The sequence below is a fragment of the Terasakiella sp. SH-1 genome, from assembly GCF_004564135.1.
Lineage (GTDB): Bacteria > Pseudomonadota > Alphaproteobacteria > Rhodospirillales > Terasakiellaceae > Terasakiella.
Genome location: NZ_CP038255.1, coordinates 1,537,933 through 1,553,304 on the forward strand (window position 1 = coordinate 1,537,933; position 15,372 = coordinate 1,553,304).

Below are 15,372 nucleotides of genomic sequence, written 5' to 3' on the forward strand. Positions count from 1 at the left end.
GGTCTGTAATCATCGGTGATCAGTTTTTTCTGATCCGCCTTAGTTCAGTCGGTAGAACGGTGGACTGTTAATCCATATGTCGCTGGTTCGAGCCCAGCAGGCGGAGCCAATTTAAAACACCCTCATGTCCTAATGAGGGTGTTTTTTTGTTTTATGTTTTGTTGTTTTTCAATACCTTAAAATAGATATACGCAAAAAATTGCACATTCGACCACTTGTGATTGCGTTTTTATGAAGACAAGTGGATATAACCTCTATATAATACAACCGAGTTTGAAAACGGGGTCGTAAACAAAATAAACCTCGCACCTCTAAAACGACAAAACCGAGAACACAGGATTTTGACTAATGGCAAAAACTGCAACTAAAGAAGTACTTCCCGGCACGCGTGGAAGTGACACCCCTCACCCCGTTGATGTACATGTCGGCCAACGCGTTAAGCTGCGCCGCACGCTCATGGGTATGACACAGGGAAAGCTGGGGGAAAGCATTGGGCTGACTTTCCAGCAAATTCAAAAATACGAACGTGGCGCAAACCGCGTCAGCGCAAGCAAGCTATGGCAACTCAGCAACGTGCTGGATGTGCCGATTTCTTTCTTCTTTGAAGATATGCCCGAAAGCATTCGCGACTCCTTCCCTGGTTATCAGGGTGAAACAGCCGAAAGCGATATTCCAGAAGAGCACCTGACTTTGCACCGCCGCCAAACCTTGGAATTGGTGCGAACTTTCTCTCGCCTTCAAGACCCGGTTATTCGTAAACGTGTGATTGATGTTGTGCGTGCGATTGCAGAAAGTGAAACTGTAAACGGTTAATTTTATTTCCGTTTTTCAGATTTTTTAAAAAGAGCGACTGTCCTTTCAGTCGCTCTTTTTGTTTGTTGCTCCAGACCTTTTATATTTCACAATGAAAAAAACGGCATAAATATTACAGTCTTTTCACATTTTTTTATTCCATTTGATAAATTTGGATGTAAGATATCCCGAAGTCTTGAAAGAAGACCAATTATAATTTAGCTTCTAATTTATTGATTTTAATGATTTTGGAATAAGACTTGTTAGAGATGGGTGCAGAAGGAAAACCGATCGCTGTGAGAAAATGCGGAACATGTGGTGGCGGACGTGAAGATTCGTCGCTGTGCGGCCTTGCCCGTTCAGGTCTACAATCCGACAAGCTCAAACGTACCCATAAAGTGTATGAAGTCGGCCAGAATATCTACCTTGAAGGCGACAACAGCGATGGTGTCTATTGCCTGAAAGCAGGTCTGATTGCCATTCGTAAGACAGATGTTAATGGGAATTCTGCTGTTGTCCGCTTGGTCCAACCCGGCGAAGCTTTTGGGCATCGTTCCTTTCTTGCCAACGAAAAACATGCAGGTACAGCCGAAGTCCTGGTAAAAAGCAAACTTTGCTTTATCCCAAAGGCCAGTCTGGACAATCTTTTGGCAGAATCCCCGGATGTTGCCGTGCGCTTTACCCGCCGGGTCGCCAGAGATTTACGTGAAATTGAGGAACTATACCTTCTGACCACAACCCAGCCTGTGCGAAAGCGCTTGGCTCACCTGCTTCTTGGCCTGCGCACACGTTATGCCAATGAAGATGGCGAAACGGACGAAACAGTCCTTGAGCTTCCCCTCTCTCGTCAGGAACTGGCCGCTGCAATCGGAACACGCCCGGAAACCATTGCCCGTACAATCAAAAAACTGGAAGAAGATAAGCTGGCTTTCTTCAAAGGTCGTATTGTTACGATCCCAAGCACAGCGCTTCTTCAAGAAGATTTTGAAGCTGACTATTAAAACCTCTTTTCTTTCTTGCTTTTAGCATTTTTTCGAGTACCCTTCCGCGCAGATATGTGCAGCGCAGCATTACGGGGGATTTGTAATGGGTATTCGCAATTTACAAAAAATGTTTTCGCCAAGTTCGATCTGTGTCATCGGCGCCAGTAAGAATAAAAATGATGACGCCCATCTGGTCATTCAAAACCTGACCCAAGGCGGCTTTAACGGCCCCGTCATGCCGATTAGCACAGATCAAACTGCCATTGGCGGGATTTTGACATATAAAGATGTTGCCTCCCTGCCCCTGTTGCCAGATTTGGCAATCATCTGCTGTGAAGCCCGCTCCCCGAAAGAAGACCTTGAGAACTTGGCCCAAAATGGGGTGAAATCAGCAATTTTAATAGGAAAAGCTGAAACAGCTCTTGAAGCAGAATATACAAATGAGCTGACACGCACATACGGCATTCGCATTCTGGGACCTGACAGTATGGGGGCGATTATCCCCAGCAAAAACCTGAATGCCAGCACCCTTCACTTACCTGTTCAACCGGGTAAGATTGCCTTTGTGTCACAATCTGATTCGATGTCCAGCACCGTACTGGACTGGGCAAATGCCCACGGCGTCGGTTTTTCACACTTTATTTCACTGGGCAATAGTTCCGGGATTGATTACGGCGATATTATCGACTACCTCGGCAGTGACCCCTTTACCCGAGCAATTCTGCTTTATATGGAATCTATCCATGAACGCCGCAATTTCATGTCAGCGGCACGGGCAGCAGCACGCAACAAACCCATCTTGGTGATGAAAACAGGAAAGCACGAAGCCGTCTCCCTGATGACCCAATCTCATACCGGGGCAATGGCAGGCAGCGATCTGGTTTATGATGCGGCCTTCAAACGTGCTGGGATGCTGCGGGTGAATAGTATTGCAGAACTTTTTGCCGCTGCTGAAACCCTTTCTGTGACCAAACCTTTTAAAGGCAAAAGGCTGGCTGTGATCTCCAATGGTGGGGGCTTGAACATTATCTCCAGTGATCACCTGCTAGATAATGGTGGGGAACTGGCTGAATTTTCAGACGAAACCAAAGAGAAAATTCAAAACCTTCTCAAAAAGTCCCCATCAATCAGCAATCCTGTTGATCTGGGGGCTAATGCTGATGGCAATATTTACGCCCAAGCCTATGAGATTGTGAAAACCAGTAAAGAAGCAGACTGTATTCTCTTCCTCCATGCCCCAAATAAGCATTGCGACAGCACACAATGTGCACAAAAACTGGCAGAGGCCCATAAAAAGCTAAAGGGTCATATTCTGACCTGTTGGGTGGGCGAAGAGAGCATTAAACAAGCCCGCAAGGTTTTTGAAGAGAATCAAATTCCGACTTATACCTCTCCACGTATGGCAATCACGGCCTTTATGCATATAGTGCAGTATCTGGAAAACCAGGAAATGTTGATGGAGACCCCCCAACGTGTTCCCGCAGATATTAAACCGGCTCGCCTTAAGGTGCGTAAAATTATTGATGAGGCGCTGTCTCGTGGTGAGAACTGGCTAAAAGAAACAGATACCAAACAAATCCTGAAAGCTTATGGCATTGATACGGTCGAATCCCACTTTGTGACCTCTATGGAAGAAGCCCGTAAAACTGCTTGCGAGATCGGGTTTCCGGTTGTGGTCAAAATCATCTCACAAGATGTTGTGCATAAATCAGATGTGGGTGGTGTCGTTCTGTCTTTAACCACAGAACAAAGTGTCGAAGACGCTATTTGCGGGATCAAGGAGCGCGTAACGGCCTACAATCCCGATGCTGTGATTGATGGTTATATTGTGCAAAAAATGGTCTCTATGCCTATGGCACACGAATTAATTGCCGGGATGACCCATGACCCGGTTTTCGGCCCTGTCATGTTATTTGGTGAAGGTGGCACCGCAACTGAACTGATTGGTGATCGTGCCATTGCCTTGCCCCCCTTAAATATGGGATTGGCCAAAGATGTAATTTCACGCACGAATATCAGCCGCCTGCTTGATGGTTATCGCGACCACCCCGAAGTGGATAAGAATGCCCTGTGTCAGCTGTTAATCGAACTTTCTGAAATCTGCATTGATTTCCCGGAAATCCTTGAAATGGATATCAACCCGATCTTTAGTTCAAAAGATGGGGCACTGGCTGTTGATTCCAGAATGCGTATTCAGGAATGTACAAAAAAATTCCCTAACCGTCGTCTTGCTATTCGCCCCTACCCGGCAGAACTGGAAGAAAGCTTCACCTTGCGCAATGGCCGCGAAACCTTGATACGCCCCATTCGCCCGGAAGACGAACCCGCCCATAATGAATTTATGACGAAAATTTCACCCGAAGATATTCGCTTCCGTTTCTTTGGCTCTGTGCGCAAACTCCCACACAGTGAAATGGCCCGACTGACCCAAATTGACTATGACCGGGAAATGGCCTTTATCGCCCAGGCCCCCCATGAAGAAGATGGTCACATGGAAACACTGGGGGTCGTTCGTACAGGAACCGACCCCAATAATGATGAAGCCGAATATGCCATTTTAGTGCGCTCTGACCTTAAAGGGCAGAAACTGGGCTGGAAACTGCTCAACAAAATGATTGAATATTGCCGCTCACGCGGGACAGCTTACTTCACAGGACAGATTTTACGCGAAAACAGGCCCATGCTGGATATGGTCAAAGCCATGGGGTTTGAAGCCCATACAATCATGGAAGAAGATATCGTCGAAGTGCGCCTTAAATTACAAAAGTAACATTTTAATAAACTTTTCGATTTATAGTGTAAGCAAGAGTTTGACGTAAGGCACTGTTACAATTAATATCTACTCTCAGTGCACGATAATTAATCTGGAGGTCGATCCCGTGCGGGCTCGTTATTTCATCAGCACCTGTATTGGTGCGTTGATGGCATTTTCTGCCACAACTGAAACGCTTGCTGCCAGTCTGGAAACAGAACTGAGCAATATGCTTGTCGACCACCCCAAACTAAAAGCTGCGCAAAAGACAACACAATCTGCCACAAAAAACATTGATGTTCAGGAAGCGGCTCAAATGCCAACGGTTTCTGTTACAAGCGACTATGGCTATGAATGGATAACCAACCCAACAGAACGCAGTAATTCTGATGGCAAGGACGATTCATCCATGATGCGTCAAACAGCAGGCATCACCGTAACACAAAACCTGTTTGATGGTTTTGCTAAAAACTCAAATGTGCGCAAGGCCCGCTTAAGCAAAGAAGAACAAAGCTTTGAAGAAAACAAAGAAGAACAGACACTGCTTCTGGAAGGCATTGAAACCTACCTGAATGTTCTCAAGCATGCACGTCGCATTGATTATGCCAAAGAAAATGAAGCCAATATCCGCACACAAATGGAATTGGAAGATGAACGGGTTCGCCGTGGGTCTGGTATCGGTATTGATGTTCTCAATGCGAAATCACGCCTTCAAACGGCAAAAGATAAACGCGTCGAATATGAAGGTAATTTGGCAAAAGCGGCTGACCAATATATGCAAATTTTTGGTCATGCCCCCGATATTGCTGCGATGGTTGACCCCAACCCGCCGCTGGATTTAATCCCGCAAACGATGGATGAAGCCATTGAAATTGCGCTTAAAACAAACCCGCAATTACTAAAACAAGACGTAACAGCTGAAATTGCCAAAGAAAACAAACGGACCGTTCAGGCGGAATATTACCCTTCCGTTGATCTTGTCGGTTCCATGAACTACGAACGTGACAAAGGGGCAACAGCGGGAACCCGACGCGATTATTCCGTATTGCTTGAAGCAAACTGGGATTTGTTCAGCGGTTTTTCAACTGAATATTCCATGAAAAAGGCTGTGTTTGATTATGCAGCCTCCAAAAACACATATGAATATACAGCGCGTAAACAAATCGAAGGTACGCGTAAAGCCTGGCACAATCTTGAAACCACACGTGAGCGCCTGTCTTTAAAAGAAAATGATGTCATTCTTAAAGAAGAGATCTTTATTGATACCCGCAAGCAACGTGAAAACGGAGCTGAAGGCGTGGATGTCTTAAACGTTTTGGATCGTGAAAAAGAAGTCTATGAGACAAAAATTCAGTATGCTGAACTTTTCTACGATACCCGTCTGGCAATTTATTCCGTCTTATTTGCGACAGGCCAGCTGACACCTGATGTTTTAAATTTGGAATAATACTTTCAGATAAGTATAAGAAAAAGGCCCGCTGTTTTATTCAGCGGGCCTTTTTCTATTGAACAATTACTTGGTTGTCGCCACAAAGACACCATCCCAGTCAGCCCCCGGTGGAGAGGTTTCATAAGCCAGCATACGGTCTTCATAAAGATCATACAGGCCATGATGGTCCATTCCCAGCTCATCAATCATCTGATTTGCCGTGACAATCATTTCACGCACTTTGGCCCATTCCTGATTACGGTAATGGACCAATAATTCGCCATGATGTTTGGCATAATCAGTAAACAAAGACTTCTGCGCGATCTTGTCATCCCCAAGAACAGAATAAATACGAACAGCCTCGGTTTTACCTTTCACCATAATCAGGTCTAGTTCGATACAGGCGAGATCCTGCACATTTTTATAAGTGCTTTCCCCAATCACAATTGTCACACCATAGGTCTTTGACTGCCCTTCCAATCGTGACGCAAGGTTTACGGCATCTCCCAGAACAGAATAATCAAAACGCTGGTCTGACCCCATATTACCCACACAACAGGTCCCTGTATTCAAACCAATCCCGATGCGCAAGGGAATGTGGGGGCGGCCTTCTTCTTCAGCCTCTTTTTCCAAACGTTCATTAACAGCGACAAGGGAATCAATCATTTCAAGGGCAGATAAACAGCCATTGCGTTCATGGTTTTCATCATCCAGAGGTGCATTCCAAAATGCCATAATACAATCGCCCATATATTTATCGATCGTACCACGGCGTTGCAAAATCACATTGGTCAAAGGCGTGAGAAATTTATTGATCAGCTTGGTCAACCCTTCGGCATCAAACAATTCTGAAATAGAGGTAAAGCCGCGTACATCGCAGAAAAGCAACGTCATATCACGGTTTTCCCCACCCAGTTTAAGCTGGGTTGGGTCTTCTGCCAGACGCTCAACAAGAGCCGGTGACATATAATGTGAAAAGGCCGAACGGACTTGCTTTTTCTGCGCCTCTTCCGCAGCATAGCCCATATAAGTCAGTTGGACATAAATCCCAAGTGTCGACAACATGGCAAATCCGGCATCAAAGAGCAGTTTTTTCTCCGCAAACAAATACCAGGATGCCCCACCGGAACCACCGGCAATCAACAAAAACAGCACCAATGTCCATTTGGCCCCAATCATGGGCACCAAAATGATCATGATAAGGCCAGCCCCCAGTGTCAGCATAAATTCCGCGCCGTTCATATTAGGGGGGCGGCTCAAGAACGCCTTGTCGACAACAGCCTCAATCACATTGGCGTGAACTTCAACCCCCGGCAGTGTCCCTTCAACAGGTGTTGAGCGAATATCAAGCAAGCCCACAGCAGATGTTCCAACAAGGATCAGCTTGCCCCGGATCATTTTAGGATCAACAACGCCACTTAACACATCACGGGCAGATACATATTTTGCCTTGTCATGCTTTGAGAAATGCGGCCAGACACGCCCTTTTTTATCCGTTGGCAAGATTAACCCCTTGGCGATCCCGACTTTTGAACCCCCAACGGATCAGATGTTACAAGGATAGTGCGTCGCCCTGTCGCAACGCGCAGCATTTCAATGGATAGGCCCGTATAGATATTTTCATCAAACTGGAACAGGGTCGGTACACGCCTGACAATCCCGTCAGGTTCAGGGAAAAGAGAGAAAAAGCCATGACCTGCCGCCACTTTTTCAATTTCAGGCACATTTCTCACCAAAGAAGGCAGAATAGGAACAAATTTATGGGGTTTTTCCCCTCTAAAGGCGATGGATTTTTTTACCGGAGGTCGATAGACCTGATCTTCAATTTTTCGATCAAAGCCAGCTTGCCCCAGCACCACGCGGGTTTGGCGAATGATATTGGCAAAATAGGCATCGTTGCTCGGCAACCCCCGAATCGTTTTTTCAACACTGGGGTCCAGTCCACGCACATTTTGCGCAATCATATTGGGCGATAAGCGGTCTGGTTCCGGAAATGCAATATCGAATGCGACAACGCCAGCCCCCATTTTAAACAGGTTGGCAACCATATCGGCAATAATCGTGCGAGGCCACGGCCATTGCCCAACCTCCGCCAGACTTTCCTCATCCAGATCGACAATTGTGACTGGACGTGTTTTAACCTCGCGAGGTTCTGCACGCTGGAACATATCAAATGTTTTGATACGTAGAAATTGCACCGGATAAGGATCAAGGATTTGCACGGCAAGTAAGCCCACAAGAAAAACCAATCCGGTTAAACGGGCAGCCGAGAAAAACTTTCTCAATCTCCCTGGTTTCTTTTTGTCCTTTTTCTTTTCATCAGCCACGGTTTTACGCCCCTTTATCCATGGTGAAACGACATTCTATGACACCAGCTAAGATGCTACAGGTCAAGAAAACATGGTGATGAAATCAATTTTTCCTACAAAAAACAAACATATACGTCGTTTTTTATTTAATTCTGCGTTACTTTTAATATCGTATAACGAAAACAAAACGTGGAATCGTAAATGTTACCCACCAGCTTTGATTGGCTTAAACCTCTCCTAAAGCCTTTGACCAAAACATTCAGAGAAGTCATGGTCATGTCCTTCTTTGTAAATATGCTGGCCTTGGTCGTCCCGGTGTTCGTTTTACAAGTCTATGACCGGGTGGTGTTCAATGCCGGAATTGAAACCCTACAAGGGCTTGTCATCGGTGTCATTCTCGTTCTGGTTTTCGATTATACTTTACGCCAGACCCGTTCCAAAATCATGCAACGTGTGGCGTTGAAAATTGATGTCGAAGTGGGGCGAAAACTGTTTCGCCAGTTTACCTCCGTTCCTTTACAAACACTGGAAAGCAAGCCTGCTGCTTTTTGGCAGACCATGTTTCGCGATGTCGATACAGTGCGCAATACCCTAAGTGGTGGCACGGCAATCTTACTGGTGGACCTGCCCTTTGTTTTCCTTTTTCTTGGTCTTATCCTTGTTCTCGCCCTGCCGATTGCCTGGGTGTTCCTGATTATTCTCCCCATGTTTCTATTTGTGGCATGGCGTTCTGGTAAAGTTATTAATGCCGCCAGTCAGGAAGAAAAGAAAACAGCCCTTAGCCGAGATGATCTGGTGGCCGGCGTCATTGCCGGTCGAACAACCATCAAAGCTCTGGCAATGGATAAAACGCTGGAGTCCACATGGGAAGACCGCCACGCCGATAATATTGAAAATTCTATTATCCGGGGGGGCAAAGCCGATGCCTATACCAACCTCGGCATGACTTTGACCTTACTGACGACCATTTCCCTAACAACCGTTGGGGCGATTGCCATTATCAATCAAGAACTCACCATGGGGGCCTTGATTGCAACCAATATGCTTTCCGGGCGTTTGCTTGGCCCTATGAACCAACTGGTGGGTTCCTGGCGTGCCTTTGGCGGATTTCGACAATCTGTTGAACGTTTGGGCCAGCTTTTTGACCTTCCGATCGAAAAACAGGAAAGCTCCGTATCCATGGGGCGCCCGCAAGGGCTGATTAGTCTGGATAAAGTCACCTTTGCGTATGGGGAAGACAGCGAACCTGTTGTCAATGGAGTCAGCTTTAGTCTAAAGCCGGGGGCCCTAACCGCCCTTGTGGGGCGAAACGGCAGTGGTAAAACCACACTGGTTAAAATTATTCAGGGACTTTACACCCCACAAAGCGGGCGCGTTTTGCTGGATAAGGCTGATATTAAGCAATTCACCCGCCATGAATTGGCAGGCTGGGTCGGCTATGTGCCCCAAGAATGTGCCCTTTTGCACGGAACAGTACGCGAAAACCTTGCCTTTGCCCGTCCAGAAGCCAGTGATGATGAAATTATCGACGCCTGCAAAGCCACAGGCGTGCATGACACAATCATTGACCTGCCTGATGGATATGGCAGCGATATCGGTGAAGCAGGTCGTCGCCTTTCCGGTGGACAAAAACAACGCTTGACGATTTCACGTGCCCTTTTGGGCAACCCACCTGTTTTATTATTGGATGAACCTTCCGGCAGTCTGGACCGGCAAGCCGAAGAAGAATTACGAGACCTTCTGGCAAAGCTGTCACAAGACCACACCATTATTTTGGTGACACACAGCCCTATCCTGCTGGCAGCCTGTGCCAATATGATTGTGATGGATAAAGGGCAGATTGCCTTGGCTGGCCCAACAAAAGATGTTTTGCCAAAACTGGCACAAAACGCCCAAGCCAATAAAAAGGCCCAACAAAAAGAAACACCAAAAGCACAAGCCCCCTCCCCCACACTTCCTCTTGAAGTGAAGGAAGAAGCCCAATGAGTACCCGCCTTGATGTTCTGTTAAAAGAAAACCCGCTCCAAAGCTTCAAACCCGTTGCCTACGGGATCATGGTGGCTCTGCTGACATTTCTGATCTGGAGCGTCTTCACCATGCTTGAAGAAGTTTCCGTCGCGATGGGAGAAGTGGTTCCCCAAGGCAAAGTCAAGGTCATCCAGCATTTGGAAGGCGGAATTATCACGGAAATTTTCGTCAAAGAAGGCGATGTGGTCAGAAAAGACAGCAAACTGGCGCAACTTGATCTTGGTACAGGGGGGGTCAACAAGGAAGAATTGGAAGTGCGCCTTGACGGCCTTCTTCTTAATCGCGCCCGTCTTGTTGCCGAAGGTTACAGCAAAGAACTTGAGTTCCCACAAGAAGTTGTAGAGGCCCGCCCCGGTATGGCCGCCGCTGCACAGCAGTCTTTTGAAGTACGCAAACGGGATTTGAAAAACCGCCTGAATGTCCTTAATGACAAGCTACGCCAGAAAGAGCTGGCCGTGGAAGAACTGGAAACAAAGCTTAAAAACACGAAGAATGACTTGCGTTTAAGTAAAAAACGCTTTGCCATGTCGCGTGATTTGCTGAAAGACAAACTCACATCAAAAATGGGGCATTTAAAACTGGAATCAGAAGTCCAGAAACTGGAAGGTGAAATGGTCACCCTGACCAAATCTGTCCCCAAAGCCAAAGCGGCAATGCAGGAAACCAAAAGCACCATTGATGAAGAAATCACCGCCTTCCAACGTGAAGCGATTGAAGAACTTGGTACGGTGGAACAATCTATCGCCCAAACCTATGAACTTCTTTCCAAGGCAACAGACCAAGGCATACGCGCCCTGATTAAAAGCCCGATTGACGGTGTGGTGAAAAACATGACCTACAATACAGTCGGCAACGTGGTCAGTGCGGGAGAGCCGATTATGGAAATTGTACCCATCGGGGAGAACCTCGTCATCGAAGCCCGCTTAAACCCCATTGATCGGGGCTATGTTGAAGAAAATCAGGATGCCACCGTCAAGATCAACACATATGACTTTGTGCGCTATGGCGGGCTTGACGGTAAAGTGATCCATGTGGCACCGGATTCAACCACCTCACCCGAAGGAGAAACCTATTTCAGAGTCATTGTTCAAACTGAAAAAACCTATCTGGGCGAAACTGAAGGGCTATATGCAATCACACCAGGTATGGAAGCCACTGTTGATATCCATACCGGAGAAAAATCAGTGATGGAATATCTGGTCAAGCCGGTTCTTAAAATGAAACATGAAGCCTTTCGAGAAAGATAATTTAGGAAAACCATTATGACTCTGTTAGGAATTTAGGTGCATAATGTGTTCTAATAGCTTTATATTAAAGCAAACATGAGCCATATAGAGTAATAAGGCAGAGGCGTTAGATATGTCGTTTGCAACGATAATCGGGATTTTAGGCGGTATTGGCCTGTTTGTAGGGGCCATCCTGTTAAGTACGGATAACTTCTTGATGTTCTTGGATGCACCAAGTTTCATCATGGTTATTGGCGGGACATTTGCGGCAACATTTGTTTCATACGAACCACGGTACGTTCTGCTTGCTCTTAAGCTGATCGGTCGCCTGGTCTTCGCCCCCAAAGTTGCCCGTAATATCCTGACTGCTGAAGTTGGCCGTATTATCAAATGGGGCTATACCGTCCAAAAAAATGGTATCCCGGCCTTGGAAGCTGAATCAAAAAAGGCTGCACGAGCAGATCGTTTTATCGGTTTTGGCATGGATATGGTAATTTCCGGCTATACAGGTCAGGAAGTGCGTGAAATCTTGCACAACACCATTGAGACAACATTTGTGCGCAATACCATTCAGGCAAAAATCCTGAAAGATATCGCAGCAACCTGCCCTGCATTCGGGATGATCGGGACATTGATTGGTCTGATCATCATGCTTGATGGCATGGGCGGTGATCCTAAGGAACTTGGTGCGGGCCTTGCCGTTGCCCTTTTGACAACGCTGTATGGTGTCTTGTTTGCCCGTATGATTTTCTTGCCCGCAGCCAATAAAATTCAACAGCGTGAAGAAATTGTGCGTTTTCGCAACTATCTTGTTGCCGAAGGCTTGTGCCTGCTCGCAGACCGTAAAAGCCCGCGTTATATTCAAGACCGTATGAACAGCTTCCTTGACCCAGCTATTCATTACAACCTTGATAAGATGATGAAAAACAAGTGATGAGTAAGTGAGGTAATCAAATGCCACCTCCCCCACCAGAAGACGAACCAGCTGATGAATCCTGGCTTGCGACCTATGCCGATGCCATTACCCTTTTGATGGCCTTTTTTGTCCTTCTTGTCGCAGTTTCCAAAGTCGATTTGGCCCTTTATGAAGAAGTCGCAGAAGGGATTAACCAGCAGGTTAATAAAAAAGAACGCAAAGCCCCTATTAAGGATATGAAGGCTGATGCTGCTGAAATCGTTCAGGAATATACCGATGGTAAAGCCCTTAAGCTGGGCGTGGATGACAGTGGCATTGTTCTGGAATTTGATAGTTCAACCTTCTTCCTACCCGGTACCGCACAAATTGTAGAGGCTGCCTACCCTGTTATTGCCGCCGTATCTGAACTGGTCAACGCCCCGCAATATGTCATGTTTAATCTTGATATTGAAGGCCACACCGATGATGATCCGATCAGTACGGTTCAATTTGCCTCAAACTGGGAATTGGGGGCTGCACGTGCAGCTTCTGTATTACGCGCTATGAATGAAAACGGCACACAGGTCAAACGCATGCGCGTTCTTTCCTATGCCGAAACCCGACCCAAGGCCCCAAATCGTGCAGAAGACGGCACACCATTGCCTGAAAACAAAGCGCAAAACCGCCGTGTCGTTATGCGTATTCACCAAAAGCCATTTGAATATTCACCACCCAAATATGTTCCCCTAACGTCAATTGCACGTGACGTAGAGGGTACAGTACAGCCACAAGGGGCAGCACCGCAAGCTCAACAATAAGATCATAAATGGTGATTACAGACCGCAGTATTTGCAGTCGATACAATTTTCTTCATCGGGTATAAGGATGTCCTGAACCACATGTTTCAGATATTCCTCTGCCCGTTTTTTATTGTGTACACCGATCACCTGATCAAAGTTTTTCAACTGTTCAAGGATCGTCACTTGAAGGCTGGACAAGTTTTTACAAAGCGACGCAAATCCATCAAACTGACGCGTGACCTCTGCCTTGTTTTTACAGTGCTCATAGGCTTTTTCTGCAAGTTTTTGTAACTCTAACAGTTGAACAACTTCATTGTCCCCATACGTTTGGGCAATGAAGTAATCTGTATAGAGTTCATGCAGATCACTAAAGCTGTGATAAAAGTTATGAAAATATCCGCAGTCTTGCGAACTTCCCTGTTCTGACAACATCGTCTACTCCCCTGTCCACCTGATCAGCAGAGTAGTTTCTCACATGTTTGTGGGCATGTTTTATCATCTTCATAGCGCATCTGTTTATGAGCACAGCAAAAGCGCACACTTGAAACCACACTTGTATCGGTCAATTCCGTATGAAGATGTGCCTTTTTACCTTTTTCGGCCTCACACACGACAACAGAAAGAGGGGTATTTTCAGCCAAAATTGCCACACACGGCATGGCACGCGTATCTTTGAAATCAATCAAACCACACACTGCTGTAATCGGTACATCGTTTTCAATAGATGTAACCCAGTATTTTTTGACGCGTTTTGCAACAGCATTCACACCGACATTGACTTGCGGCTCATCCTGACGCGAAACAACAACCTCATCTTCAAATAGACTTTCGATATATTCTATATCGTATTCATTGAATGCTGTAACATAGTCGTTCGCGACTGCTTTGCATTGTGCTCTATTTGCCATTTTTTTCCACCATTAGGCCTTCTTACCTAAATAAAAAATATCACAACCCCTCGTTACGCATAGTTTCGCGCGGCTTCATTTACTTTTTTGTTACAGGGATAATATCAAAGTAAGAACCGCTCTAAAAACTACGTAATGCCCTCTAACCCTTTTTCTCCAAATAGCATATACTTTAGGTTAGTTAAATATAGCTATATAGCTATACCATGGAATAGATTCACAGGGATTTTATCTATATTTTTTGATAAAATTTTATCTTTATCGTTTTAGGGATCGGAATTATACGTATTCGATTCGCAACCTTTTGGACAAAATGGCCTGCTTGTTGGCAACTACAAAATTATATTATTTGTAATCAAGATGTTTCAAACTTCAATCGTCATGAGTTCTTTTGCGGCAAAGACCTTATCCCACTTCTCTACTGCAAGTTTTTCAATCTCTGTCATCATGTCATCTGTATGTTCAGGGTCATGATGAAACAGGGCTAGGCGTTTCACATTGGCCTGCTGACATACACGGATACCTTCTTGCCACGTAGAATGGCCCCACCCGATCTTTTCCTTGAATGTCTCATCACTATAAGTCGTGTCATATATAACAAGGTCAGCGCCTTCAATCAGGGCCAAGACATTCTGGTCTGGTGCTCCAATAACATGTTCGGTATCAGTAACATAACAGATCGCTTTGCCATTATATTCAATACGATAGCCCGTGGCCCCATTAGGGTGATTCAGAGGTTTTGTGAATACACGGATACCATTATTAAATGAAAAGTCTTCCCCGCCACGAAAATCTTCAAAGGTAAGGCTGGCTTGCATGACTTCTAAGGGGACGGGAAAAGTTGGATTTGCCATTTGACTGGCAAGAACCTGACGGATCCCCCCAACATCCATTAAATGCCCTGCCATCACATGGAAACTATTGCCCGGAATATAAGCCGGGGTAAAGAAAGGAAAGCCGTTGATATGATCCCAATGGGTGTGGGTTAATAAAAGGTGGGAATTTTTGTGCCCAGCCTTCAAAAGATCCTGGCCCAAACAGCGTATGCCCGTTCCGGCATCTAAAATGAGGCGATGGTCATCAGCTTTAATTTCAATACAGCTTGTATTGCCGCCATATTCGATATGTTGTGGCGAGGGACAGGCAATTGAGCCCCGTACTCCCCAAAATTTTACAGCAAACGACATTTTACAACTCCGGCTTAAGCAGCCTCGGCAATTTTTAATTATATGATCTATTCTTGCAAATTA

Annotated in this window: 13 protein-coding genes and 1 tRNA gene; 9 read left to right on the forward strand and 5 right to left on the reverse strand. The window is 45.9% G+C overall.

Translation table 11 applies throughout. The features are described from left to right. Window positions 1-33 precede the first annotated feature (33 nt). The 5 genes from E4K71_RS07305 (at window position 34) to E4K71_RS07325 (ending at window position 5,974) form a co-directional block, all read left to right on the forward strand. Window positions 34-109: transfer RNA gene (locus E4K71_RS07305), tRNA-Asn, on the forward strand. 239 nt (window positions 110-348) lie between these two features. Beyond that, the gene (locus tag E4K71_RS07310; protein WP_135078168.1) at window positions 349-813 is read left to right on the forward strand and encodes a helix-turn-helix domain-containing protein; all 465 of its coding nucleotides are present in this window, start codon (window positions 349-351) and stop codon (window positions 811-813) included. Between the two features lie 248 nt (window positions 814-1,061). Continuing rightward, complete coding sequence (locus E4K71_RS07315) at window positions 1,062-1,793, forward strand: Crp/Fnr family transcriptional regulator (protein WP_135078170.1); 732 nt, start codon at window positions 1,062-1,064, stop codon at window positions 1,791-1,793. Between the two features lie 85 nt (window positions 1,794-1,878). Continuing rightward, window positions 1,879-4,545: a bifunctional acetate--CoA ligase family protein/GNAT family N-acetyltransferase gene (locus E4K71_RS07320; RefSeq protein ID WP_135078172.1), complete on the forward strand. Its 2,667-nt coding sequence runs from the start codon at window positions 1,879-1,881 to the stop codon at window positions 4,543-4,545. A 109-nt stretch (window positions 4,546-4,654) separates the two neighbouring features. Continuing rightward, window positions 4,655-5,974 carry a TolC family outer membrane protein gene (locus E4K71_RS07325; protein ID WP_135078174.1) on the forward strand — a complete coding sequence of 440 codons (1,320 nt, stop codon included), beginning with the start codon at window positions 4,655-4,657 and terminating at the stop codon, window positions 5,972-5,974. Between the two features lie 66 nt (window positions 5,975-6,040). On the opposite strand, the gene E4K71_RS18555 is transcribed toward E4K71_RS07325, so the two are convergent. Further along, a complete protein-coding gene (locus tag E4K71_RS18555) occupies window positions 6,041-7,459 on the reverse strand; it encodes an adenylate/guanylate cyclase domain-containing protein (RefSeq protein WP_135078176.1) in 1,419 nt (472 codons plus the stop codon). Between the two features lie 2 nt (window positions 7,460-7,461). Next, window positions 7,462-8,283 carry a CHASE2 domain-containing protein gene (locus E4K71_RS07335; protein ID WP_167730344.1) on the reverse strand — a complete coding sequence of 274 codons (822 nt, stop codon included), beginning with the start codon at window positions 8,281-8,283 and terminating at the stop codon, window positions 7,462-7,464. Window positions 8,284-8,466: 183 nt separating this feature from the next. On the opposite strand from E4K71_RS07335, the gene E4K71_RS07340 reads away from it, so the two are divergent. The 4 genes from E4K71_RS07340 (at window position 8,467) to E4K71_RS07355 (ending at window position 13,232) form a co-directional block, all read left to right on the forward strand. Next, on the forward strand, window positions 8,467-10,251 hold the full coding sequence (locus tag E4K71_RS07340) for an ATP-binding cassette domain-containing protein (protein ID WP_135078180.1): 1,785 nt from the start codon (window positions 8,467-8,469) through the stop codon (window positions 10,249-10,251). Continuing rightward, entirely contained in the window at window positions 10,248-11,540 is a 1,293-nt protein-coding gene (locus tag E4K71_RS07345; RefSeq protein WP_135078182.1) for an HlyD family type I secretion periplasmic adaptor subunit, read from the forward strand. Before E4K71_RS07340 ends, E4K71_RS07345 begins: the two co-directional genes overlap by 4 nt. Window positions 11,541-11,652: 112 nt before the next feature. Further along, window positions 11,653-12,453, forward strand: a complete 801-nt coding sequence (locus E4K71_RS07350; RefSeq protein WP_135078184.1) for a MotA/TolQ/ExbB proton channel family protein — start codon at window positions 11,653-11,655, stop codon at window positions 12,451-12,453. A 20-nt stretch (window positions 12,454-12,473) separates the two neighbouring features. Further along, window positions 12,474-13,232 carry a flagellar motor protein MotB gene (locus E4K71_RS07355; RefSeq protein WP_135078186.1) on the forward strand — a complete coding sequence of 253 codons (759 nt, stop codon included), beginning with the start codon at window positions 12,474-12,476 and terminating at the stop codon, window positions 13,230-13,232. Between the two features lie 15 nt (window positions 13,233-13,247). Here the strand turns inward: E4K71_RS07355 and E4K71_RS07360 are convergent, their stop codons facing one another. The 3 genes from E4K71_RS07360 to E4K71_RS07370 all read right to left on the reverse strand — a co-directional run bounded on the left by E4K71_RS07360 (window position 13,248) and on the right by E4K71_RS07370 (window position 15,309). Further along, entirely contained in the window at window positions 13,248-13,646 is a 399-nt protein-coding gene (locus E4K71_RS07360; protein ID WP_135078188.1) for a hypothetical protein, read from the reverse strand. Window positions 13,647-13,669: 23 nt separating this feature from the next. Then, window positions 13,670-14,122 carry a hypothetical protein gene (locus E4K71_RS07365; protein WP_135078190.1) on the reverse strand — a complete coding sequence of 151 codons (453 nt, stop codon included), beginning with the start codon at window positions 14,120-14,122 and terminating at the stop codon, window positions 13,670-13,672. Between the two features lie 365 nt (window positions 14,123-14,487). Beyond that, complete coding sequence (locus E4K71_RS07370) at window positions 14,488-15,309, reverse strand: MBL fold metallo-hydrolase (protein ID WP_135078192.1); 822 nt, start codon at window positions 15,307-15,309, stop codon at window positions 14,488-14,490. Window positions 15,310-15,372 lie beyond the last annotated feature (63 nt).

Coding starts and splice junctions, on each gene's coding strand:
- E4K71_RS07370 (WP_135078192.1), bottom strand. CDS start 15,309: ATGTCGTTTGCTGTAAAATTTTGGGGAGTACGGGGCTCAATTGCCTGT.
- E4K71_RS07355 (WP_135078186.1), top strand. CDS start 12,474: ATGCCACCTCCCCCACCAGAAGACGAACCAGCTGATGAATCCTGGCTT.
- E4K71_RS07315 (WP_135078170.1), top strand. CDS start 1,062: ATGGGTGCAGAAGGAAAACCGATCGCTGTGAGAAAATGCGGAACATGT.
- E4K71_RS07365 (WP_135078190.1), bottom strand. CDS start 14,122: ATGGCAAATAGAGCACAATGCAAAGCAGTCGCGAACGACTATGTTACA.
- E4K71_RS07310 (WP_135078168.1), top strand. CDS start 349: ATGGCAAAAACTGCAACTAAAGAAGTACTTCCCGGCACGCGTGGAAGT.
- E4K71_RS07350 (WP_135078184.1), top strand. CDS start 11,653: ATGTCGTTTGCAACGATAATCGGGATTTTAGGCGGTATTGGCCTGTTT.
- E4K71_RS07360 (WP_135078188.1), bottom strand. CDS start 13,646: ATGTTGTCAGAACAGGGAAGTTCGCAAGACTGCGGATATTTTCATAAC.
- E4K71_RS07320 (WP_135078172.1), top strand. CDS start 1,879: ATGGGTATTCGCAATTTACAAAAAATGTTTTCGCCAAGTTCGATCTGT.
- E4K71_RS07345 (WP_135078182.1), top strand. CDS start 10,248: ATGAGTACCCGCCTTGATGTTCTGTTAAAAGAAAACCCGCTCCAAAGC.
- E4K71_RS07340 (WP_135078180.1), top strand. CDS start 8,467: ATGTTACCCACCAGCTTTGATTGGCTTAAACCTCTCCTAAAGCCTTTG.